This window comes from Robiginitalea aestuariiviva, assembly GCF_029537735.1.
GTDB lineage: Bacteria > Bacteroidota > Bacteroidia > Flavobacteriales > Flavobacteriaceae > Robiginitalea > Robiginitalea aestuariiviva.
On sequence record NZ_JARPUQ010000001.1, the window covers coordinates 69,157 to 90,737 of the forward strand.

At 56.9% G+C, this 21,581-nt stretch carries 20 protein-coding genes; 14 read left to right on the plus strand and 6 right to left on the minus strand.

The window, feature by feature from the left end; genetic code table 11:
- Position 1 precedes the first annotated feature (1 nt).
- The 5 genes from ftsH to OZ410_RS00360 are packed head-to-tail and all read left to right on the plus strand — an operon-like array spanning position 2 to position 4,398.
- Positions 2-2,035 (plus strand): ATP-dependent zinc metalloprotease FtsH, encoded by a 2,034-nt coding sequence (gene ftsH, locus OZ410_RS00340; RefSeq protein ID WP_277705917.1) that lies wholly within the window; start codon positions 2-4, stop codon positions 2,033-2,035.
- A gap of 28 nt (positions 2,036-2,063) precedes the next feature.
- Positions 2,064-2,675 carry an LUD domain-containing protein gene (locus OZ410_RS00345; protein ID WP_277705918.1) on the plus strand — a complete coding sequence of 204 codons (612 nt, stop codon included), beginning with the start codon at positions 2,064-2,066 and terminating at the stop codon, positions 2,673-2,675.
- A 2-nt stretch (positions 2,676-2,677) separates the two neighbouring features.
- Positions 2,678-3,481 carry a phosphatidate cytidylyltransferase gene (locus OZ410_RS00350; RefSeq protein ID WP_277705919.1) on the plus strand — a complete coding sequence of 268 codons (804 nt, stop codon included), beginning with the start codon at positions 2,678-2,680 and terminating at the stop codon, positions 3,479-3,481.
- Complete coding sequence (locus OZ410_RS00355) at positions 3,471-4,142, plus strand: phosphatidylserine decarboxylase family protein (RefSeq protein ID WP_277705920.1); 672 nt, start codon at positions 3,471-3,473, stop codon at positions 4,140-4,142. Before OZ410_RS00350 ends, OZ410_RS00355 begins: the two co-directional genes overlap by 11 nt.
- Positions 4,132-4,398: an acyl-CoA-binding protein gene (locus OZ410_RS00360; RefSeq protein ID WP_277705921.1), complete on the plus strand. Its 267-nt coding sequence runs from the start codon at positions 4,132-4,134 to the stop codon at positions 4,396-4,398. The genes OZ410_RS00355 and OZ410_RS00360 overlap by 11 nt, the downstream gene beginning before the upstream one ends.
- Here OZ410_RS00360 and OZ410_RS00365 read toward each other — a convergent pair.
- Both OZ410_RS00365 and OZ410_RS00370 read right to left on the minus strand, forming a co-directional pair.
- Positions 4,391-5,167, minus strand: coding sequence for a creatininase family protein (locus OZ410_RS00365; protein WP_277705922.1), 777 nt, complete (start codon positions 5,165-5,167; stop codon positions 4,391-4,393). The two genes, OZ410_RS00360 and OZ410_RS00365, sit on opposite strands and share 8 nt — an antisense overlap.
- A 10-nt stretch (positions 5,168-5,177) precedes the next feature.
- Entirely contained in the window at positions 5,178-6,443 is a 1,266-nt protein-coding gene (locus OZ410_RS00370) for a sterol desaturase family protein (protein WP_277705923.1), read from the minus strand.
- A gap of 172 nt (positions 6,444-6,615) precedes the next feature.
- Here OZ410_RS00370 and OZ410_RS00375 point away from each other — a divergent pair, with 172 nt between their 5' ends.
- The gene (locus OZ410_RS00375) at positions 6,616-8,733 is read left to right on the plus strand and encodes a glycoside hydrolase family 97 protein (RefSeq protein ID WP_277705924.1); all 2,118 of its coding nucleotides are present in this window, start codon (positions 6,616-6,618) and stop codon (positions 8,731-8,733) included.
- 6 nt (positions 8,734-8,739) lie between these two features.
- On the opposite strand, the gene OZ410_RS00380 is transcribed toward OZ410_RS00375, so the two are convergent.
- Positions 8,740-9,435 carry a response regulator transcription factor gene (locus OZ410_RS00380; protein ID WP_277705925.1) on the minus strand — a complete coding sequence of 232 codons (696 nt, stop codon included), beginning with the start codon at positions 9,433-9,435 and terminating at the stop codon, positions 8,740-8,742.
- Positions 9,416-10,702 carry a sensor histidine kinase gene (locus tag OZ410_RS00385; RefSeq protein ID WP_277705926.1) on the minus strand — a complete coding sequence of 429 codons (1,287 nt, stop codon included), beginning with the start codon at positions 10,700-10,702 and terminating at the stop codon, positions 9,416-9,418. The genes OZ410_RS00380 and OZ410_RS00385 overlap by 20 nt, the downstream gene beginning before the upstream one ends.
- Before the next feature lie 259 nt (positions 10,703-10,961).
- Here OZ410_RS00385 and OZ410_RS00390 point away from each other — a divergent pair, with 259 nt between their 5' ends.
- Positions 10,962-12,101 (plus strand): hypothetical protein, encoded by a 1,140-nt coding sequence (locus OZ410_RS00390; RefSeq protein ID WP_277705927.1) that lies wholly within the window; start codon positions 10,962-10,964, stop codon positions 12,099-12,101.
- Between the two features lie 12 nt (positions 12,102-12,113).
- On the opposite strand, the gene OZ410_RS00395 is transcribed toward OZ410_RS00390, so the two are convergent.
- Positions 12,114-14,744, minus strand: a complete 2,631-nt coding sequence (locus tag OZ410_RS00395) for a valine--tRNA ligase (RefSeq protein ID WP_277705928.1) — start codon at positions 14,742-14,744, stop codon at positions 12,114-12,116.
- Positions 14,745-14,943: 199 nt separating this feature from the next.
- Here OZ410_RS00395 and OZ410_RS00400 point away from each other — a divergent pair, with 199 nt between their 5' ends.
- Entirely contained in the window at positions 14,944-15,333 is a 390-nt protein-coding gene (locus OZ410_RS00400) for a DUF1573 domain-containing protein (protein ID WP_277705929.1), read from the plus strand.
- Positions 15,334-15,387: 54 nt separating this feature from the next.
- On the opposite strand, the gene OZ410_RS00405 is transcribed toward OZ410_RS00400, so the two are convergent.
- On the minus strand, positions 15,388-16,731 hold the full coding sequence (locus OZ410_RS00405; protein WP_277705930.1) for an aspartyl protease family protein: 1,344 nt from the start codon (positions 16,729-16,731) through the stop codon (positions 15,388-15,390).
- A 167-nt stretch (positions 16,732-16,898) separates the two neighbouring features.
- Here OZ410_RS00405 and OZ410_RS00410 point away from each other — a divergent pair, with 167 nt between their 5' ends.
- The 6 genes from OZ410_RS00410 to OZ410_RS00435 all read left to right on the plus strand — a co-directional run bounded on the left by OZ410_RS00410 (position 16,899) and on the right by OZ410_RS00435 (position 21,535).
- The gene (locus tag OZ410_RS00410) at positions 16,899-18,098 is read left to right on the plus strand and encodes a pyridoxal phosphate-dependent aminotransferase (protein WP_277705931.1); all 1,200 of its coding nucleotides are present in this window, start codon (positions 16,899-16,901) and stop codon (positions 18,096-18,098) included.
- A complete protein-coding gene (murB, locus tag OZ410_RS00415; protein ID WP_277705932.1) occupies positions 18,088-19,101 on the plus strand; it encodes a UDP-N-acetylmuramate dehydrogenase in 1,014 nt (337 codons plus the stop codon). The genes OZ410_RS00410 and murB overlap by 11 nt, the downstream gene beginning before the upstream one ends.
- 223 nt (positions 19,102-19,324) lie before the next feature.
- Entirely contained in the window at positions 19,325-19,891 is a 567-nt protein-coding gene (locus OZ410_RS00420; RefSeq protein ID WP_277705933.1) for an RNA polymerase sigma factor, read from the plus strand.
- Positions 19,888-20,646, plus strand: a complete 759-nt coding sequence (locus tag OZ410_RS00425; RefSeq protein ID WP_277705934.1) for an anti-sigma factor — start codon at positions 19,888-19,890, stop codon at positions 20,644-20,646. Before OZ410_RS00420 ends, OZ410_RS00425 begins: the two co-directional genes overlap by 4 nt.
- Positions 20,647-20,720: 74 nt before the next feature.
- Positions 20,721-20,921, plus strand: coding sequence for a membrane or secreted protein (locus OZ410_RS00430; RefSeq protein ID WP_277705935.1), 201 nt, complete (start codon positions 20,721-20,723; stop codon positions 20,919-20,921).
- A gap of 38 nt (positions 20,922-20,959) precedes the next feature.
- Positions 20,960-21,535, plus strand: a complete 576-nt coding sequence (locus OZ410_RS00435; RefSeq protein WP_420917737.1) for an RNA polymerase sigma factor — start codon at positions 20,960-20,962, stop codon at positions 21,533-21,535.
- Positions 21,536-21,581 lie beyond the last annotated feature (46 nt).

Consider the following 21,581-nt stretch of genomic DNA (forward strand, 5'->3'; position numbering starts at 1 on the left):
CATGTCAAACGATAACAAAACCCCCCAAAAAAAGCCAAGGTTCAGTTCCTGGTGGATATATGGCCTGATCATTGTTTTCCTGATCGGGTTCCAGTTTTTCGGGAGCGATACGCTTTCGCCTTCCCGTAAAACCACCACTTCCGAACTGCAGGAATTCCTGCGCAATGGCGATATCGAAAAAATTCTGATCATCACCAACACGCGGCAGGCCAAGGTTTTCCTGACCGATGAGGCCCTGGCCAAGGATGTGCACAAGGATGTGGCCCAACAGCCCTTTTCGCTGACCTCGGCCACGGCTCCCCATTATATCCTGGATTACGGGGACCTGCAGAATTTCGAGAACGACATCAAGAAAATTAAACAGGAGAACAACCTGGACACGGTGGTGGATTACACCACGGAATCGAACGTGTTTATGGAATTGCTCTTCACCATTCTCCCCTTTGTGCTGATTATCGGGATCTGGATCTACCTGATGCGACGCATGTCCGGCGGGGCCGGGGGCGGTGCCGGGGGGCAGATCTTCAACATCGGCAAATCCAAGGCCAAACTCTTTGACGAGAAAACGGACACCCGCACCTCCTTTAAGGATGTGGCCGGCCTGGAAGGCGCCAAGGAAGAGGTGGAGGAAATAGTGGAATTCCTGAAAAACCCGGACAAGTATACCTCCCTTGGGGGTAAAATCCCAAAGGGCGCCCTTCTGGTAGGGCCTCCCGGTACGGGGAAAACCCTGCTGGCCAAAGCCGTGGCCGGGGAAGCCAAGGTCCCCTTCTTTTCCCTATCCGGCTCGGATTTTGTGGAAATGTTTGTAGGGGTTGGCGCCTCCCGGGTTCGCGACCTGTTTAAGCAGGCTAAAGACAAGGCACCCTCCATTATTTTTATCGACGAAATCGACGCCATCGGCCGGGCCCGGGGCAAGAATAACTTTACCGGTTCCAACGACGAGCGGGAAAACACCCTGAACCAGCTGCTGACCGAAATGGATGGTTTTGGCACCAACACCAACGTGATTGTGCTGGCGGCCACTAACCGGGCAGATGTGCTGGACAAGGCCCTGATGCGGGCCGGGCGCTTTGACCGCCAGATCTATGTGGACTTGCCGGACATCCGCGAACGAAAAGAGATCTTTGAGGTGCACCTGCGGCCTATTAAGACGGCCGAGACCCTGGACCTGGATTTCCTGGCCCGCCAGACCCCTGGCTTCTCCGGGGCGGATATTGCCAATGTGTGTAACGAGGCGGCCCTGATTGCGGCCCGGAAAGAGAAAAAGGCCGTGACCAAACAGGATTTCCTGGATGCAGTAGACCGTATTGTGGGTGGCCTGGAGAAGAAAAACAAGATCATTACCCCGGAAGAAAAACGCACCATTGCCTACCACGAGGCCGGCCACGCCACCGTGAGCTGGATGCTGGAACATGCCGCCCCCCTGGTGAAGGTGACCATTGTGCCCCGCGGCCAGTCCCTGGGTGCGGCCTGGTACCTGCCGGAAGAGCGGCTGCTGGTACGCCCGGAACAGATGAAGGACGAAATGTGCGCCACCCTTGGGGGGCGGGCAGCCGAAAAAGTGATCTTCGACAAGATTTCCACAGGGGCCCTGAGCGACCTGGAAAAGGTGACCAAACAGGCCCGGGCTATGGTAACCATCTACGGCCTGAATGACGAGATCGGGAACGTGACCTATTACGATTCCAGCGGGCAGAACGAATACGGTTTTACCAAACCGTACAGCGAGGAGACCGCCCAGAAAATCGATCACGAAATTTCCCGTATCATCGAGGAGCAATATGTCCGCGCTATAGAGGTGTTGCAGGACAACAAAGACAAGCTTAGCGAGCTGGCGGAACTGCTACTCGAAAAAGAAGTTATCTTTAAGGAGGATCTGGAACGCATTTTCGGCCAGCGGCCCTTCGAGGACAATTTTGACCGCCTGGGACAGGAACGGGCCATTACCCCGGAGGAGAAGTCAAATGACGGTGCGAAAGGCGACAAGGGGTCCCAGACGGAAGAAACCGAAACCGCCGTAGAGGAAAAATAAACCGGTGGTGTAAACCCAAAACCCGATTATGGGCATACTGGACAAACTTTTCGGGGGAGGAAAGAAAAAACCCTCCCGGGACACGGTGCAAACCCGCGGCAAGCATATGCCGGACCTGAAGCTGCCCGTGGACGAAAAGTTTACCATCCACTTCAAGAAAAACGGCGGGAAATTCCTGTATTGCGATACCTTCGAGGAAGCTTCGGCTGCCCTGAAGGACATCGTAACCGAAAACCACTGGGAGGCCATGCCCTTTTTCTGCATGAATGCCAACCTGGAGGGCCGGTTCAAGGGAGAGGGTATCCAATTTACGGCTCGGGCTGGCGAGAGTGAGGTATTTTTCACCACCTGTGAACACCTGGTGGCCCAGGATGGCTCCATCCTGGTTTCCTCCCACCAGTTGCTGGAGAAAAAACTGCACGAAATTCCCGAAAATGTGATTGTCTTTGCCACCACCAGCCAGCTGGTGGAATCCATTGGCGAAGGGCTCAAAGCGATCAAGAAACAGTACCGGGACCGTATCCCCACCAACATCACTACCCTGAAGCACTTCGAACCCACGGATGAGAATGCGCAGGACTTCCTTACCTACGGGAGCAGTTCCAAACACCTATACCTGATCCTGCTGGAAGACCTGTAGCCATGAAAGAAGTCTTCCGACGCCTGATTACCGGTGGCCTATACGTGCTGATCCTACTATCCGCAGTCTTCCTGAGTTCGGATGCCTTCGATTTTCTCTTTATGGTTTTTGGGCTGGCCTGTCTGTATGAATACAAACGACTGGTCCGCCTGAAGGGTTATTATATTTTTATCGCCTACCTGGCCCTTTGGTGGGTTTTCATATACCTGAACCGCAGCCAGCTGCTCATCCATTTGCTGCTGGTGCTCACCCTGATGGTAGATCTGGTACTGATCGCGCGCCTGTTTAACCCCGGAGCGCGTGCCTTTACGGAAGTACAGAAATTCATTATCGGGCTGTTTTACCTGGGGGGCGGGTGTATATTCCTGACCATGATCCCCTACCAGGACCAGAGTTTTGCAAAATTCCTGATCATGGGGGTCTTTGTCATGATTTGGGTAAACGATTCCTTCGCTTACCTGGTTGGAAAAACCCTGGGGCGCAACAAACTTTTCCCATCCGTATCACCCAAGAAAACGGTAGAGGGTACTGTGGGAGGCTTCCTCTTTACCCTGGGGGCTGCAGTGGCGCTCGGGTATTGCACCCCTGTGCTGCGGGTCCCGCACTGGCTGGCCCTGGCCGTGGTGCTTACCGGGATGGGAACCCTGGGCGACCTGATCGAATCCAAACTCAAGCGCAACGCCGGCCTGAAGGACTCCGGCGCCATCCTGCCCGGGCACGGGGGGATGCTGGACCGCCTGGACAGTTTGGTATTTGCCGCGCCTTTTGCATATTTGACATTAATTATCCTGCGCTATGTTTCATAAGGAAGGCCAACGCATCATTTTAATTACGTTTTTCGCCACCGCGGCCCTGGCCCTGGGGGCAGAGTACTATGTGGGCACGCCCTGGCTGCGCATCGGCCTGCAGGTTCTGGCACTGGTGGTATTGGTGCTGATCCTGCAATTCTTCCGCAACCCCAAGCGCCCCGTGGTACCCAGTTTCGATGAGATCCTGGCTCCGGTGGACGGGAAGGTGGTGGTCATTGAGCAAACGGAGGAATCCGAGTACTTCAAAGGACTGCGCCTGCAGATTTCCATCTTTATGTCGCCTGTTAATGTACACGTAACCCGCTACCCGGCCTCCGGGGTGGTTACCTACTCCAAATACCATCCCGGGAAATACCTGGTGGCCTGGCACCCCAAGTCCAGCACCGAAAACGAACGCACCACCGTAGTAGTGCGCACCCCCAAATTTGGCGAAATCCTCTTCCGGCAGATTGCCGGCGCCATGGCCCGGCGTATCGTGAACTATGCCGAAAAAGGAGACAGCGTGCAGCAGGGGGAAGATTCCGGGTTTATTAAATTCGGTTCCCGGGTAGATGTGCTGCTGCCCGTGGATTGCATCCCAACCGTAAAACTGAACCAAAAAGTAAAGGGGGCCGTAACCTGCATTGCCACCCTGCCCCACCCCAGCGATGGAGAATGAAGCCCTGCGCAAGGAATTTGAAGCGGCGGTGGAGCAAATCAACAACTACACCGACCTGATCCCGGCAGACCTGCTGCTCAAGCTTTACGCGTACTACAAGATCGCAAACAACAACTTCAGCCACCCCGGCAGCAAGACCCCGCTGATTAACGCCTTTAAGGCCAATGCCCTGATCCAGGCCCGCCGTATGGAGCCCGAAGAAGCCATGCAGGCCTATGTGGATTTGGTGAGACGGGAAATCCCCAAGCTTAAGTAGCTTCGGCCTCGTATAAATCCTCCGGATTCGCCCGGCAGAGTTCCAGAAAAAATTCCCCTAGCTTTTTGGTAAGTAACCCCGTAATTTCCTGCCCTTTTTCGGCAGATGCCCCACTGGGGTCCCCTACCCCTGTATCCAGGGTGGCCCTGGACCATTGGCGCTCTGCCCAGGCCCAGCCTTCGCCCAGGGCCTTCATCTTAAAGGGCCTGGATTTGCCCTCACCCCATTCGGTCCTGGGTAGCACCAGGCCGGGCTGCAGGTGCAGCAACAGGCTGGTTTCCACCTCGTCCGCGTGGTCGCCAGGGGCTACCCCAAGGGCCTCACGGTCCAGGGCCCGGAACCATTCGGTCATACAAATAAACATTTCCGGGTACCTGAGGCCCAGCTCCCGCAACAGGGGTTTAAAATTATTGCCCCCGTGGCTGTTAAACACCAGGAATTTCCGGATACCATGCCGCTGCAGCGTATGGGCCATATCGTCCAGGATGGCCAGTTGGGTACTCGGGTTCAGGTTCATATCCAGGTAGATATCGGCCTGCCCCGTATTTACCCCGTAGGGCAGCGTAGGCAGTACCACCACCTTGCCGCCCCGCTCCCAGGCGTGGGCTGCAGCACCGGCAGCCAGGGCATCCGCCTCGTAATTGTCCGTGCCGTAGGGCAGGTGGTAATTATGGGCTTCCGTGGCGCCCCAGGGGAGTACCGCCAGCTCCATCCGGGCATCTTTCAGGGCCTTCCAGTTGGTCTCGGCCAGGATATAGGGTCGTATCATCTGTAGTTCTTTAAGCAATTTCTGGGTGCTGGCGTTTCAGGTCCTGTCCGCCCAAAAGGACCCCGCCCGCCAGGGTTAGGATTAGGTATGCTCCCATGGCTAAACCGCCGTAGGCCCACCAGGTTTCCAGGCCAAACCACCCGCCGCTGGCCAGCAGCCACCACAACCCTACCAGGGCGCGGCCGCTTTCCACCCAAATGGCATAGGGTTTGCGGTCCATCAGCGCGGTATACCCGAAGATGCCCACAAAAATAAAAGCCCCGAACCAGAGCAGGCCCTGGGTGCCGATTTGCGCGAAATTCCCGAACATAAAAAGCAAAAGCGCCAGGGTTGCCGCCATCTGCACTACCGCATAGGCCTTGCGCCAGGGGCCGGCCGGGGTCTGGTAGCGTTTAAAGCCATACACATCGGTGATGCCTTCCCTGGGGTAACGGGCCACCACATCGGCCGGGCGCCAGCCGGTGGGCATAAACCAGATGCGCAGCTTGTCCTGCCACCGCTGTGCCCTCCAGGCGTCCTGCATCAGGCGCCAGAGGTGCTGAAAATTGATCAGGATAGGGTTCCAGGTAGCCGCCGGTTTCAGCACCCCGTACTGGGGTGGCACCGTATCCAGCTCTTCCTGGAAGGTCCCGAACATACGGTCCCAGATACAGAGGATCTGCCCCAGGTTCTTGTCGATATACTCCGGGTTGATGGCGTGGTGCACCCGGTGCTGGGAAGGGGTAACCAGGACGTACTCCAACCATCCGAGCCTGCCAATGTGCTGGGTGTGGTACCAGAACTGCGCAAAAAGGTGAATAGGAGCCAGGACGGCAATCACCTGTTCCGGCACCCCGAGAAGGGCTGCGGGAATCAACAACAGGGAGAAATACCCCACCAGGTTGGAGATGGGCTGCCGCAGGGCACAGGCCAGGTTAAATTCCTCGCTGCTGTGGTGAATCACATGCTGGTTCCAGAAAACATTAACCCGGTGGCTCAGGCGGTGGTTCCAATACCCCGCAAAGTCTATGGCCAGAAAAGCCGCCAACCAGACCGCCCACCCGGCTTCCAGGTGTACCAGGGCCAGGTGGTCTACCAGTACCGGATAAGATACCAGCACCAGCACCAGCCCCAGGGAATCCTTTACCACATTGGTCAGGCCGGAACTCAGGCTGCTTACGGTGTCCATCAGCTTGTATTTCTGTTTTCCGGTAACATGGCCATAGGCCATTTCTACCCCCATCAGGAGCATAAAGAAGGGGATGGCGATCAGTAGGGCGTTGGCGTAGGCTTCCACAGTTGCGGCTTTCCCCAAAAATAAGAAAACCCGGAATACGGTACGGCCTGAAACCAGTGTGCCCCTCCCCTCTGTGCCATGGGCCATTTTCGGTTTTGGCCAGGGCTTTGTACTTTTAAGGCAGTACTCCGGCCGCGTGCCGGATGCCGCCTTGACCCAAAAACTTCGCTACATGAAACGCCTTTTATACCTGTTGCCCGCTTGGGCCCTGATCCTTAGCTCCTGCAATCCCAATCCCCAATCCGAACCCTTGTCTTCCCCCGGGGGGAACAACACCATAGACTTTTTCCTGAGCCCGGAGGGCCAGCCCATGTACCGGATTACCCATGGGGGGAAAGTGGTGATCGATACCTCGTCCATGGGGTTTGAATTCGAGGACCAGGCCCCATTATCTACCGGCCTGGAATGGATAGCCACCGAGCGCACGAGCATGGACGAAACCTGGGAAATGCCCTGGGGTGAGCAACGGGAAGTGCGCAACCACTACAACGAAATGACCGTTACCCTGCAGGAAGCAGCCGCCCCCAACCGCAGCCTGGATATACGCTTCCGGGCCTATGACGACGGGATCGGTTTCCGGTACGAATTCCATGCCCAGCCCGGGCAGGACAGCCTGCGCATCACAGACGAGCACACGGCCTTCCAGCTTACCGGAGACCATACGGCCTTCTGGATTCCGGGAGACTGGGACATTTATGAACATAAGTACAATACCACCCCGGTTTCCGGGATCGATGCGATTTCCAAGCGGGACAATGAAGACCTGGCTGCCACCTACATCCCGGAAAACGCCGTAAACACCCCGGTAACGCTGCGGGCAGCAAATGGGGTGCACCTGGCCTTCCACGAGGCGGACCTGACGGATTATGCCGGCATGACCCTGAAGGTAGACACCGCGGCCCTGAGGTTTGATAGCGAACTGGTGGGCTCAGAGCGCACCGGATATAAGGTAAAGCGGGCCCTGCCTTTCCATACCCCCTGGCGCACCGTACAGATTGCCGACCGTGCAGGGGACCTCATAGAATCCCGACTGATCGAAAACCTGAACGAACCCAACAAACTGGGGGATGTCTCCTGGTTCCAGCCCATGAAATATGTGGGTATCTGGTGGGAAATGCACCTGGGGGTTTCTACCTGGGATATGGAAGCCACCCAGGACATGAATACCTTTTCCACCCTGGGTAAGGATCAGACCAGCAGCAAACACGGGGCTACCACAGCCAACACCAAACGCTATATCGACTTTGCCGCAGCCAATGGTTTCGGAGGGGTGCTGGTAGAGGGATGGAATACCGGCTGGGACCACTGGATCGGGTTCGAGGACCGGGAAGGGGTTTTTGACTTTGTCACCCCCTATGCAGACTACGACCTGGAGGAAATCAACCGCTATGCCCGCGAGAAAGGGGTAGAAATGATCATGCACCACGAAACCAGTGCCGCACCCCGCACCTACGAGCAACAAATGGATACGGCCTATGCGCTCATGCAGCACTACGGCATGCACGCCGTTAAGACGGGATATGTGGGTAAAATCATCCCCAAAGGCGAATACCACCACGGGCAATGGATGGTGAACCATTACCGGAAATCCCTGGAAACGGCAGCGAAGTACCAGGTGGCCGTTAATGCCCACGAGCCCATTAAAGCCACTGGCCTGAGGCGAACCTATCCCAATGCCATTGCGCGGGAAGGCTTGCGCGGACAGGAATTCAATGCGTGGGCCACGGACGGGGGCAACCCGCCGGAGCACCTGCCCATAGTTGCCTTTACCCGCATGCTGGCCGGACCCATCGATTTTACCCCCGGGGTGTTCGAAATTTCCCTCCCGACCAAACCAGACAACCAGATCAATACCACCCTGGCACAGCAACTGGCCCTTTATGTGGTGATTTACGGCCCGGTACAAATGGCCTGCGACCTCCCCCAGAACTACGAGGGACAGCCGGCCTTTCAGTTTATCCGGGATGTTGGGGTAGATTGGGAACAAAGCCGGGTCCTGAATGGGGAGGTGGGCGAATACCTCACCATAGCCCGGGAAGAACGGGAGACCGGCAACTGGTTTGTGGGCGGCATCACGGACGAAAACGCCCGGGAACTGGAGGTGGATTTCTCCTTTCTGGAAGACGGGGTAACGTATAAGGCCCGGATTTATCGGGACACGGAAGCCTCCCATTACCAGAACAACCCTACGGACATTGCCATTGAAGAAACGGAAATTGCCAAAGGAGATACCCGCACCTTTGCCCTGGCCCCGGGCGGTGGATTTGCCATTAGCCTACTCCGGGAATAATCCGGGTTAAGGCATCCGGAAGATAAAGCCCTGGCCGTGGATGTTTTCGATCTTCAGGTCGGGGTCGTCGGTCAGGTGTTTCCGCAGGCGGGTAATAAAGACATTCAGGCTTTTGCGGTTAAAATAATCGTTACGCCCCCACAGCTTCTTGAGGATATCCGCGTGGCTGCACAGGCGGTTGGGGTGCTGGGCCAGGTAGGCCAGCAATTCGGCTTCCCGGTGCGTTAACGCCCGGGTGTCCCCTTCCAGTTCCAATTCCTGTTTTCCGGGGTCGAAGCGGAACCTGCCCAAAACCAGGGGGGCATCGGCCGTTTCGGGTTTGCGGGGTTCCAAGCGAGCCAGCAGGGCTTCGATGCGTACTACCAGTTCCTCTTCGTCAATCGGTTTTTTAAGGTAATCCACTGCCCCTACCGAAAACCCCTTCAGCACATCGATCTTCATGGACCGGGCCGTGAGGAAGATAAAGGGGAGTTCCGGGTATTTTTCGTGGATCTGCTGCCCCAGGGTAAAACCATCGGTTTCGGGCATCATCACATCCAGGATCAGCAGGTCAAACGCCCGCCGTTCCAGCATGGGCATGACCTCCTCGGCCCGCTGGGCCCATCGCATGCGGAATCCCTTCATCCCCAGGTATTCGGTAAGCAGGTAACCCAGGGAGGTGTCGTCCTCCACCAGCAGGATGTTATACGGGGTTTGTTCCATGGTCAGATAAAGGTAATACAATCGTGAACACTGCGCCCTTCGCGGCACCCGCTTCCAGGCGGATACGCCCCTTGTGGCGGTCTACCACCGTGCGCACATAACTCAGGCCCAGGCCATAGCCGCGCACGGCCGGCCGGTCGCCCTGGGGGATGCGGTAATATTTGCGGAATACCTCCTCCCGAAGTTCCGGGGGGATGCCCGGACCCTGATCCGTAACGGCCAGTACCAGTTTCCGCCCTTCCACCCGGGCTTCCAGGTGTACCGCCGCCCCACCCCCATATTTACGGGCATTGTCCAGTAAATTGTTCAGGGCGTGCTCCAGGTGGAAGGTCGATGCCTTCATAGGGAGGGCTGCATCGGGCAACTTCCAGGTAAACGGAATGCCTTCCAGCCGGCAAAGGGCTTCAAACTGCCGGCAGAGCTCCTCCAGGTGTGGGCGGAAATCCACCGGTTGGAGCGAAATGGCCGTAGCAGAGCGCTCCATGCTTCCGAGCTCCAGGACCTTGTCAATATGATCACTCATCCGGGCCGTCTGGCTCAGAATGGTGTCGGCCAGGGGCTCACTCGCCTTCCCGGCTTTTTCTTTCAGGATCTTGGCCGCCAGGCTGATGGAAAAAACCGGAGTGCGAAGCTCATGGGTGAGGTTGTTGATGAATTCGTGGGTAGTAGTTATGGTACGCTGCTGCCAGTAAAAGGTACGCAAGACCCAGAGTACGGCCACCAGAATCCCGGCCAAAAAGAGCAGGCTGGGCAGGGTCAGCCCATTGAGCTGGGTGCGGAAGTACCGGGGCAGGTGTGGGAACTGCAACTCCAGGATCAGCCGCTGCCCGATCTGGGCCGGGAGGTACCCGTGGACCTCCATGGGATAGGTATACGTTTCCCCGGATCCTTCCAGGGCCGGAGCCGAACCCAGATAAAAGGAGCTGTCGCGGGTTTTCAGAGCAAAGGTGAAGGGGGCGTCAATCTGGTTGTCCAGCAGTTTCTCCCTCAGGAAATCGTCCATAAAGTGCCGGGAGGCATCCGTCATGTGGTCCAGGCCGGTATTGAAGCGGGTACTGTCCTTTTCCAGGGCGGTACCTAACAGGTAGGTTAACTGGTTTCGGGTATACAGGCCAGCGCGGATATCGGTCCCGGCTTCCGCAATTTTCTGGCTAAACTGCAGCCGGGCCAGGCTCAGCCCTACGCGCAGATAGCGGTATTGCACCACGGCAAGGCCCGCTATACAGACCACAAACAACCCGATGAAGAAGATTCGCTTACTTCGCATCCCGGACAAAAATCGGGGATTTTCCGGCCCGAAACGGATCGTTAACCCGGATTTATCCTTTTTAATGATTCATTAATTGTTTTAACCCCTACCTAACCTTTCCCGAATGGGTTTAGGCGTAGTTTAGAGGAAAATAAAGGTAGTACTAATCTCTGTATAGTTATTAAGTTTAGTTCAAGGAGAGAAAGTTAGCCCGCGGGCTAACTTTTTCTTTTCCCGGAGGTCTGTGCGCCCTTTATATCACGTAACAGCAACTCTTATGAAAAACCAACATCTGCCCTGGGCCGGGGCCCTGCTGCTCTGTGCCCTGCTGCTTCCCGCCTTTGCCCGTTCCCAGGGCTGCGTGGCCATCCGACACTTTTCCACCTGTAACGGGGCCCACCCGGAAACCAACCAGCTGGGTCCGGGGGACCTGGTGCTGGGGGTCAATTACCGCTACTTCAAATCCTTCCGGCACTTCCGCGGCACGGAGGAGGAACCGGACCGGGTAGCCAACCAGACCGAGGTCATCAACCATGCCCACGCCTGGGATTTTACAGCTACCTATGGGATATCCGACCGGTGGTATGCCAGCCTGGTGGTCCCCACCGTGATCAATACCCGTTCCTCCCTCTATGAACATGGGCGAAACGAACGGAACACCACCTTCTCCCGGGGCCTGGCAGACGTGCGCCTGACCGCCGGCTACTGGCTGCTGGAACCGGCGGAAAACCCCAGGGGAAACCTGGCTCTTGGGCTCGGGGTTAAGCTTCCTACGGGGAACTTCCAGGCCACAGACATCTTCTACAACGTAGGGCCGGACGGCACCCCCCAGGTTCGGCCGGTAGACCAGTCCATCCAGCCGGGTGACGGGGGTTTTGGCCTGACCGCCGAATTGCAGTTTTACAGGGAGCTGGCCCCGGCCTGGTTCCTGTACGGCGGTGGATTCTACCTCTCCAACCCCCGGGAAACTAACGGGGTAAGGACCTTCCGGGAAACCCTTAGCCCCATCCTGGCCAACGAGGCCATCATGTCTGTACCGGATCAGTTTTCACTGCGGGCAGGAGTCAGCCATTCGCTTTCGGATGCACTGTCCGCCTCCCTGGGACTGCGCTACGACGGCGTCCCCGTCCGGGACTTGATCGGGGGTAGTGCCGGTTTTCGCCGGCCTGGCAATGTATTGGCGGTAGATCCGGGGCTTAGCTATGCCACCGGCCCGTTGTTGCTGAACCTGAGCGTACCCTTTGCCGTGCGCCGGGAACGGCCGCAAAGCCTTACGGATCTGGAAACCCAGCAAGCCACCGGGAACCCCAGAAACGGGGATGCCGCCTTTGCCGATTATGTATTGAATTTGGGCGTGGTATACCGCTTCACCCGGCAACGGGTTGCCCTGGATCCGGAATTACAGGACGCCTTTTAAGCGCAATCTCCGTTATTGCAGGGCGGCAAGGCTTCGCTCCAGGGTTTCGATCTTGGAGGCGGCGTCTTCCGCCTTTTTGCGTTCCAGGGCTACCACCTTTTCCGGGGCATTTTCCACAAAACGGGTATTGGAGAGCTTCTTTTCTACCGAAGCCAGGAAGCCCCGGGTGTAATCCAGCTCTTCCTGCAGTTTGCTGATTTCGGCTTCCACGTCTACCGCTTCGCCCATGGGTACAAAGTACTCGTTGCTGCCGGCCCGGAAGGAGAGGGCCGCCTCAGGCGCGGTATCCACATAGTTGATTTCGGACACATTCGCCAGTTTGGCAATTACCGAATCCCAGCGACGGTCCTGCCCCATTTCGTCCCGGACATGCAGGGCCAGGGCTTCCTTAAAGGGGATATTCTTGTCCTTGCGGATGGTGCGGATGCCGGAAATCACCTCCTTGGTAAATTCAAAGGCGGCCAGCAGCCCGGCATCAAAAGCGGACCGGGCAGGCCACTCGGATACGATCAGGGCCTCTTCCGGGGTGCGTTCTTCCACATGCTGCCATATTTCCTCCGTCAGGAAGGGCATAAAGGGGTGCAGCAGGCGCAGGTTGTCTTCGAACAGGGTGATGACCCCCTTATACGTTTCGGCATCTACCGGGCTGCCGTAGGCGGGCTTTACCACCTCCAGCAACCAGGAACAGAAATCGTCCCAGATCAGGCGGTAGGTAGCCATTAAGGCATCCGAAATGCGGTATTTGGAATAGTGATCTTCGATTTCTTCCAGGGCCTGGTCAAAGCGGTTGCGGTACCAGCTGATCCCCTGCCGGGCCGTATCGGGCTGCGGGATATCGGCCACTTCCCATCCCTGAACCAGGCGGAAGGCGTTCCACACCTTGTTGGCGAAGTTTTTTCCCTGCTGGCAGAGCGCCTCGTCAAAAAGCAGGTCATTCCCGGCAGCGGCACTCAGCAGCAGCCCCACGCGAACCCCATCGGCCCCGTAGGTCTCAATGAGTTTAAGGGCGTCCGGGGAATTCCCCAGGGATTTGGACATCTTCCGCCGCTGGGCATCCCGGACCAGGCCGGTCAGGTATACGGTGCGGAAGGGGCGTTCCCCCCGGAAGGCATAGCCGGCCATAATCATACGGGCCACCCAGAAGAACAGGATGTCCGGAGCGGTTACCAGGTCCGTGGTCGGGTAATAATACTTCACTTCGGGGTTGTCCGGGTCCAGGATACCCCCAAAAACGCTGATGGGCCAGAGCCAGGAAGAGAACCAGGTGTCCAGCACATCTTCGTCCTGCCTGAGGTCCGTTGCCTGCATACCGGCCTTCCCGCTTTTGGCGCGGGCCTTTTCCAGGGCGGATTCGGGCGTTTCGGCCACTACAAAATCATCTTTGCCGGGGCCGTAGTAATAGGCCGGGATCCGCTGCCCCCACCACAACTGGCGGGAGATGTTCCAGTCCCGGATGTTCTCCATCCAATGCCGGTAGGTGTTTTCAAATTTGGAGGGTACCAGTTGGACCTCCCCGGATTGCAAAACGGCATCCAGGGCTGGTTTGGCCAGGTCTTCCATCCGCAGGAACCACTGGTCGGAGAGGCGGGGTTCGATCACCGCCCGGGTACGCTCGGAAGTACCTACATTATTGGTATAGGGCTCCTTTTTCACCAGGAAGCCCTTCTCCTGAAGTTCCTTTTCAATGGCCTTGCGGGCCTCAAAGCGGTCCATCCCCTCATAGTGCAGCCCATAGGCATTCAGGGTGGCATCGGGGTTAAAGATGTCCACAATTTCCAGGCCGTGCTTCTGCCCGAGTTCGTAGTCGTTTACATCGTGGGCCGGGGTGATCTTCAGGCATCCCGTCCCGAATTCCATAGTCACGTAGGGATCCGGGATCACCGGCACCTCCCGGTCACAGATAGGGACGCGTACCCTTTTCCCGTGCAGGTCCTGATAGCGGGGGTCTTCCGGGTGTACGCACACGGCTGTATCCCCCAGCAGGGTCTCCGGGCGGGTGGTGGCGATAACCACCTGCTGGTCCGACCCCACTACCGGGTAGGCAATATGGTAGAGGAAGCCCTGCCGCTCTTCATAGATCACCTCCTCGTCCGAGAGGGTGGTACAGGCTTCAGGGTCCCAGTTGACCATACGATAGCCGCGATAGATCTGCCCCTTGTCGAAGAGCTCTACAAATACCTTGATCACCGAGGCCTCCATGTCCGGGTCCATGGTGAATTTGGTACGGTCCCAGTCGCAGGAGCACCCCAGTTTCTTAAGCTGTTGCAGGATGACTCCCCCGTAGTTGTGGGTCCAGTCCCAGGCGTGCTCCAGGAAGGACTCGCGGGTCAGGGAAGCTTTGGGAATCCCCTCTTCCTTAAGTTTGGCCACCACCTTGGCTTCCGTGGCGATGGAGGCGTGGTCGGTGCCCGGCACCCAGCAGGCATTTTTGCCCTGCATCCGCGCGCGTCGGATCAGCACATCCTGCAAGGTGTTGTTCAGCATATGTCCCATATGGAGTACCCCCGTAACGTTGGGGGGTGGGATCACAATGGTATAGGGTTCCCGGTGGTCCGGTTCGGAGTGAAAATACCCGTGTTGCATCCAGTAGTCATACCACTGGCCTTCAACCCGCTGGGGGTCGTATTTGGAGGGGATATCCATTTTTTGGTATGGTTTTTGACCCGTTGAATCGGCTTTTAGAAAGTGAAGCGGGCCGAAATGTTAAAGTGGGCCCGGACCGCCTGAAAAGCGCCGAAAAATAATACGAAACAAAAATAAGTAACGTTAGTAGATAACAAAAGAATTTTGGATGTTCCTGCCGCTTTGGCTACATTTGAAATTACACCCAAACCAAATTACTATGAAGAAAGTAGTATTACTATGCTTTGTGAGCCTGCTGAGTATCGGGGTTTTTGCCCAGGAAAAAACGGCTAAAATCGAATTCAAGTCCGAAACCGTGGACTATGGCGACATCGCCAAAGGCAGCGACGGCGTACGCGTTTTTGAATTCACCAATACGGGCGACGCCCCCCTGGTGATCAGCAAAGTGAGTTCCAGCTGCGGCTGCACCATCCCCAAGAAACCGGAATCCCCCATTATGCCGGGCGAAACCGGAGAAATCCAGGTGAAATACGACACCAATCGGGTCGGCCCTATCCGGAAAGCCATTACGGTCATTTCCAATGCGGATACGCCAACGATTATCCTGAAAATTAAAGGTACAGTGAAAGACGGGGCCGGCACGCGCTAGCCTGTTTCCACGCCTTTTGAAGCATATGATCCCCGGCTAGCGCCGGGGATTTTTTTATTCAAAAAGGTCCCGCAACACAAAGGAGAACATAAGGTTTCGGTTGGTGCGCTCAATAAGCAGGCGCACGCGTTTTCCCTGTTTCTCGTTGATCATCCGCACAATCTCCTGCAGCTTGTACTGGTGTACCTTCTTGCCGTTTACCGCAAGGATAATGTCGCCTTCGCGCAGGCCTACTTCCTCGGCCGGGCTGCCCGCTCGGATAGCCGAAACCACAATTTCCGGCACCAGGCTTACACGGGTCTGGTTCCCCAGCATGATCTGCACATTCCCAAAGGGGACCTCGTCCTGACGTACCACCCCCCGGGCATCCGTGATGCGTTCGGCGATATAGCGTACCCCGGCGTGTTCAATCTCGATACCCGCCATGTTGAAATGGAAGGGGCTGCTGAAACGCGTATTTTTCCCCAACACTACTTCCCCAGCCGGGTAATTCACCACCATATTGAAGCGCTTGAGCACTTCGCCACCGAGGCTGCCGTTGCGGTCACCCAGGTCCTGCACGGCCTGGAAGGACTCCATATAGGGAAAGGCCGCTTTGGCATCCTGCAGTACAAAATCCCCCAATTGCAGGCGCTCAATCCGGGTACGCTTCCCGAAAATGGTCCCACTCAGGCCCTTGCCCAGAAAGTCTTCATAGTTTTTGTCCGGTACGGGCAGGCCGGCTTCGGGATCGGGAAAAAGCCAGACCGCATCGCTGCTCCCGGTGTCCATTAGGAGTTTAACGGGCACGGCCTCCCCGCCCTGCACAACCACTTCACCCTTCAGATATGCCTTGCTGCCCTGTATTTCCAGGGGCAGGGACATTTCTTTTGCGGAGCTTTTTCCACGGTAGTGGTCCGGGTGGTGCAAACGGAGGAATTTCCGCCCGTAGTTGAGTTCCACCACAAAATCCCGGAAAATGTCGTAACCGATAATCCCGTGTACGGTAACCCCCAGGGCTGGTGAAAAATTCAGGTCCTTATCCAGGACCACGTATATCGCCTGGTTAAAATTTGCCGCGTTGGCCAGCCGAAAGGTATTGCCCACAGAGGCCAGGGCCTCGATAGGTTCCCCACCACCCAGGCCTTTAATGCTGATGCGGCTCACGTTTTTCAGCTGGATGGAATCCTGGTCGGAAAGGTTGAAGAGAATGGGCTTGCTCACCCCGGAATCCAGGATAAACCGCAAGGGTGTCCCGTTGACCTCTACCGGGACGATGACCAGGTTATTGATGAGTTCAAAGCGGATTTTGGGGGATCGCTCTGACTCCCCCGACAATTGGAAATACTGCCCCCATAGGCTGGTGCCGGCCAGCAACAGCAAAAGCGAAAATACCAGGTATGTGCGTTTGGTAAACATCTCGTCCGGGGGTGGTTGCTTTCAATTTAAACAATTTTGGGGATGCGGACATTTTTTTAACATACGTTTTAACGGTTTACTCCCTAGCCCACAGGGTGTTAAACCTACACGTAATAAGGTTGGAAAGCCGCGCATTATTTCCGATTTTTGCAGGACAAAACCCAGCTATGCCCCAATTATCCCACAAAGGCCTGGCCATGCCGGCCTCCCCCATTCGAAAACTGGTCCCCTATGCCGAAGCGGCCAAGGCACGCGGTGTGGAAGTCATCCACCTGAATATTGGCCAGCCCGACATCAAGTCGCCGCCCCAGGCCATGGAGGCGGTTCGCCAGCACCGCCTGGAGGTCCTGGAATACAGCCGCAGCGAGGGCAGCGATGCATACCGGGCCAAACTGGCCGCCTATTACGGCACCCACGGGATTGCCCTGAATAAGGAGCAGATCCTGGTTACCACAGGGGGTTCGGAGGCCCTTTCCTTTGTGATGGGGTGCGTGGCAGACCCCGGGGATGAAATCATCATCCCGGAACCCTTTTACGCAAATTACAACGGCTTTGCCGTGGCCATGGGCCTGACCGTGGTGCCCGTGCCCTCAGCTATCGAAAACAACTTTGCCCTCCCCCCCATTTCCAGCTTTGAAGCCCTGATCGGCCCCAAAACCAAAGCCATCCTGCTCTGCAACCCGGGCAACCCTACCGGGTACCTGTACACCCCGGAAGAGATTGAAGCCCTGGCGGCCCTGGTGCGCAAACACGACCTGTTCCTGGTGGCGGACGAGGTTTACCGGGAATTCACCTATGACGGGGCCTCCCACAACTCCATTCTACAACAGCCCGGTTTGGAAGACTACGCCGTGGTGGTAGATTCGGTTTCCAAGCGCTACAGCATGTGCGGGGCCCGCATCGGCTGCCTGATCAGCCGCAACCCCAAAGTCATGGAAACCGCCCTGAAATTTGCCCAGGCGCGGTTGTCACCGCCCACTTTCGCACAAATTGCCAGCGAGGCTGCCCTGGAGACCCCGCCGTCCTATTTCGAGGAAGTAATCCGGGAATACGGACAGCGGCGGAATGTGCTGCTGGAAGAGCTCGATAAGATCCCCGGCCTCAAGGTGGCCCGTCCCAGGGGCGCCTTCTACTGCATGGTGGAACTCCCCGTAGCGGATGCGGACGACTTTGCCCGCTGGCTACTGGAGGACTTCCAGTACGAGCAGGCTACGGTTATGGTGGCGCCTGCCGCCGGTTTTTACGCCACCCCGGGCCTGGGCAAGAACCAGATCCGGATTGCCTATGTGCTGGAAGAGGAACAATTAAAAAAGGCCGTACGCATCCTGGCCGAGGCCCTGAAAAGCTATCCCGGGCATGAGGCTTGAGCGGAACGTTTCCCTGAAACCCTACAACACCTTCGGCATGCACGAAGAGGCCAGCCATTTTGTGCGGGTCACCTCTTTGGACACCCTTCGGGAAGCCCTGCGCACCCCGGGAGTCCCGCCCCCCTTTCTGCTTAGCGGGGGCAGTAACCTGTTGTTAACCGGACCCCTGGAGGCTCTAGTCCTGTACATGGATACCCGGGGCAGGGAAATCGTTTATGAGGATGGAGATACGGTACGCCTGCGCGTGTTGGGGGGTGAAATCTGGCACGACCTGGTCATGTGGACCCTGGAACAAGGCTACGGCGGGCTGGAAAACCTGGCCCTGATCCCCGGGAAGACCGGCACGGCCCCGGTCCAGAACATCGGGGCGTACGGGGTGGAACTCAAGGACGTGATGCACAGCTGCCAGGCCGTGGAACTCGCCACCGGGAAGCTGCGGGAATTTTCGCGGGAAGCCTGCCGCTTCGGATACCGGGATTCCATCTTCAAAAATGAGGCCCGGGGCCAATATGCCATCTGGTCCGTTACCCTGGAACTCACCTGCCGCAACCACCGCATTCGCGACCAGTATGGCGCCATCCGCCAACAACTGGAGCAGGAGGGCATTTCCAGCCCCACCCCTGCAGATGTGGCCCGGGCGGTCATTGCCATTCGCAGCAGCAAGCTGCCGGACCCGGCCAGGCTGGGCAACAGCGGCAGTTTTTTCAAAAACCCCGTGGTGCAAGGCCCTGTCTATGAACGGCTGAAGGAGCAGTATACGGACCTCCCGGGATACCCCCAGGCAGACGGTAGCGTAAAGGTGCCTGCCGGCTGGCTAATCGAACACCTCGGGTTTAAAGGGATACGCCGTGGGGATGCGGGGGTACACGCACAACAGGCCCTGGTGCTGGTGAACTACGGACAGGCCCGGGGATCCGAAATCCTGGCCCTGGCGCGGGAAATCCAGGAAAAGGTACAGCAGGCCTTCGGGATTGTACTGGAGCCGGAGGTCAATGTCCTCTGAGGCCCTGAAAAAGATAACCCCCGCATCCCTGCGGGGGTTAAGCCAAACCAAACTAACCAAAAGACAGGGCACCTAAGAACGGCGTACCCTGGTATTGTCAAAGCCCGTTGCCCGAAGTGGTACGGGAATCAAAATTTCTTACCTTAGCCTTCACCCAGATATACGCGGGGAAAGCAGGGAATGGATTTCCGGAGTCAGAAAATTTTCCGCCCTCCCCAGAGCTATGAGCAAACTACTCGAGAAACATATTGTGGAACTCCTTGGGGAGGGAAACGAAAAAGCCATATCGCTCCTGTATGAGCACTATGGGGATACGCTCTATGGGGTGGCCCTGAAGGTGGTTCGCAACGAGGCCCTGGCCCAGGACGTGTTGCAGGAGAGCTTTGTTAAAATCTGGAAAAAAGCCGCTACCTACGACGCCTCCAAGGCCAAGCTGTTCACCTGGCTCTTCCGCATTGTGCGCAATACGGCCATCGACAAACTGCGGAGCCTGGGCACCAAAAACGAAAAGGAAATCCAAATTGACGTTTCGGACGTATATACCATAGGCGTGGAAGGGTTAGACCCGGAGCTGATGGACATGCGAAAACACCTGGGCAGGATAGAACTCAAATACCAGGTGGTGCTGGAAGCCCTCTTTTTTGAGGGCATGACCCAGCAGGAAGCCAGCGACGAGCTGGACATCCCCCTGGGTACCATCAAATCGAGGCTGAAAATCGGCCTTCGGGAGCTTCGGAAGATCTACGACCCCGCCTTAATTGCCCTATGGCTCCTAATTCAAGGGTTATGAAAGAGAAAATTAAAATATTCCTGGAAACGGACCTGCTGGAGCAGTACCTGCTCGGCACCACGGATACCGCCGAAAGCGCCCGTGTGGAACGGTACATTGCCATGTACCCGGAGGTAAGACGCACCTACCTGGAATTGCAGGAGAACCTGGAAGCCTACGCCCGTATGCACGCCGTACCCACCCCGGAAGGGTTGCGGGAACGCATTCTGCAAAGCGTGCGCCGCGAACAGGGATTCCGCCGCCGGTTTATGCGGTATGCCGCAGCAGCCAGCGTGGCCGCGGTCTTCTTTTTGGGGGCCTCCGTCTTCTTCTGGAACCAGAACCAGAACCTGCAGGCCGAAAACGACCTGGTGAACAACAAGATCCGGGTGCTGGAGGCAGACATGAAGGAACAGCTGGAAGATGTGCGCAACCAGTTTATCGTACTGAACAACCCCCAAACCCGCAAGTTTATGGTAGAGGGCAACCGCAAGGCGCGGGAACTGAAGGCCATTGCCTACGTAAACCCGGTTAAGAAGCTCTCCTACATCAACGTGAAAAATCTGCCCAACCTCCCGGAAGACCAGGATTATCAGATGTGGGCCGAGGTGAACGGGGAAATGGTAAACCTGGGGGTTTTACGGAACTTTGTAGACTCGGATAAGCTCCTGGCCCTCCCGTATGGCGAAAAGGCTGTCAGCTATATCACCATAGAACCCAAAGGCGGGAACCTGACCCCTTCCGTGGAGAATATCGTGGCGGATTTCAGCTACTGATCCGCGAAGGTCCTACGCATTCAAGCCCCTTGTTCCGGGGGCTTTTTTTGTATCTTTGCACAAAGTAATCCCCTATGAAGCTCGCATTGCTTACAATCGGTCTGCTCGCCCTGGCCTTTGGCGGCATCGCCATCAAGATCTGGGCTAAGAAGGACGGTGCATTTGCCGGCACCTGCGCCAGCCAAAACCCCCACCTGAACAAGGACGGTCAGGCTTGCGGCATGTGCGGTAAAATGCCCGCGGAACAGGAATGCCGGCAGGAAGTCGGGGCCTGATCCGGGCCCTGAACCCCGGGGAATAACCGATACGCCTTTTGGACTCAGAGAAGGAAACCGTCCTGGAAACCATTGCTAAGGCCCAGGCAGGCAACCAGATGGCCTTCAGCCGTTTGCTGGACCTGTACTGGCCCGAAGTCTACCATTTCCAACTGAAGCGGACGCAGAACGAAAACGACGCCGAGGACATCACCATACAGACCTTTTCCAAAGCCTTTGACCGTATCGGCTCCTACGATCCCAATTACGGCTTTAACACCTGGCTGATTTCCATCTCCAAGAACCTCCATATCGATATGGTGCGCAAGCGCAAGCGCAATGTACTGGAGAGCAGCGATTCCAGCCAGTCCGAGGCCGTTTCGCGCATCCTGGACGAAAGCCCCACGGCAGAAGACCGCATCATCATCGAACAAAACCTGAAAACCCTGCTGCGCTACCTCAAGGAACTTAAACCCGCCTACCGCAAGGTGATCGACCTGCGGTACTTCCGCGAAATGAGCTATGCCCAGATTGCCGAGACCCTGGGAGAACCCATTGGGAATGTTAAAGTGAAGCTGCTGCGGGCCAAAAAGCTGTTAGCAGGCCTGATTTCAAGCCATCCGGAGCGTTCCTGAACCGGGTCCGGCCACCCGTGCCTCCCGCTGAATTTGTTCGTATATT

What these genes read in the sequence shown, in the direction of transcription:
- OZ410_RS00365 (WP_277705922.1), bottom strand. Translation starts at nt 5,167, where the DNA reads ATGATACGACCCTATATCCTGGCCGAGACCAACTGGAAGGCCCTGAAA.
- OZ410_RS00355 (WP_277705920.1), top strand. Translation starts at nt 3,471, where the DNA reads ATGTTTCATAAGGAAGGCCAACGCATCATTTTAATTACGTTTTTCGCC.
- OZ410_RS00430 (WP_277705935.1), top strand. Translation starts at nt 20,721, where the DNA reads ATGAAGCTCGCATTGCTTACAATCGGTCTGCTCGCCCTGGCCTTTGGC.
- OZ410_RS00390 (WP_277705927.1), top strand. Translation starts at nt 10,962, where the DNA reads ATGAAAAACCAACATCTGCCCTGGGCCGGGGCCCTGCTGCTCTGTGCC.
- OZ410_RS00425 (WP_277705934.1), top strand. Translation starts at nt 19,888, where the DNA reads ATGAAAGAGAAAATTAAAATATTCCTGGAAACGGACCTGCTGGAGCAG.
- OZ410_RS00345 (WP_277705918.1), top strand. Translation starts at nt 2,064, where the DNA reads ATGGGCATACTGGACAAACTTTTCGGGGGAGGAAAGAAAAAACCCTCC.
- OZ410_RS00380 (WP_277705925.1), bottom strand. Translation starts at nt 9,435, where the DNA reads ATGGAACAAACCCCGTATAACATCCTGCTGGTGGAGGACGACACCTCC.
- ftsH (WP_277705917.1), top strand. Translation starts at nt 2, where the DNA reads ATGTCAAACGATAACAAAACCCCCCAAAAAAAGCCAAGGTTCAGTTCC.
- OZ410_RS00410 (WP_277705931.1), top strand. Translation starts at nt 16,899, where the DNA reads ATGCCCCAATTATCCCACAAAGGCCTGGCCATGCCGGCCTCCCCCATT.
- OZ410_RS00385 (WP_277705926.1), bottom strand. Translation starts at nt 10,702, where the DNA reads ATGCGAAGTAAGCGAATCTTCTTCATCGGGTTGTTTGTGGTCTGTATA.
- OZ410_RS00360 (WP_277705921.1), top strand. Translation starts at nt 4,132, where the DNA reads ATGGAGAATGAAGCCCTGCGCAAGGAATTTGAAGCGGCGGTGGAGCAA.
- murB (WP_277705932.1), top strand. Translation starts at nt 18,088, where the DNA reads ATGAGGCTTGAGCGGAACGTTTCCCTGAAACCCTACAACACCTTCGGC.
- OZ410_RS00350 (WP_277705919.1), top strand. Translation starts at nt 2,678, where the DNA reads ATGAAAGAAGTCTTCCGACGCCTGATTACCGGTGGCCTATACGTGCTG.
- OZ410_RS00395 (WP_277705928.1), bottom strand. Translation starts at nt 14,744, where the DNA reads ATGGATATCCCCTCCAAATACGACCCCCAGCGGGTTGAAGGCCAGTGG.
- OZ410_RS00405 (WP_277705930.1), bottom strand. Translation starts at nt 16,731, where the DNA reads ATGTTTACCAAACGCACATACCTGGTATTTTCGCTTTTGCTGTTGCTG.
- OZ410_RS00420 (WP_277705933.1), top strand. Translation starts at nt 19,325, where the DNA reads ATGAGCAAACTACTCGAGAAACATATTGTGGAACTCCTTGGGGAGGGA.
- OZ410_RS00375 (WP_277705924.1), top strand. Translation starts at nt 6,616, where the DNA reads ATGAAACGCCTTTTATACCTGTTGCCCGCTTGGGCCCTGATCCTTAGC.
- OZ410_RS00400 (WP_277705929.1), top strand. Translation starts at nt 14,944, where the DNA reads ATGAAGAAAGTAGTATTACTATGCTTTGTGAGCCTGCTGAGTATCGGG.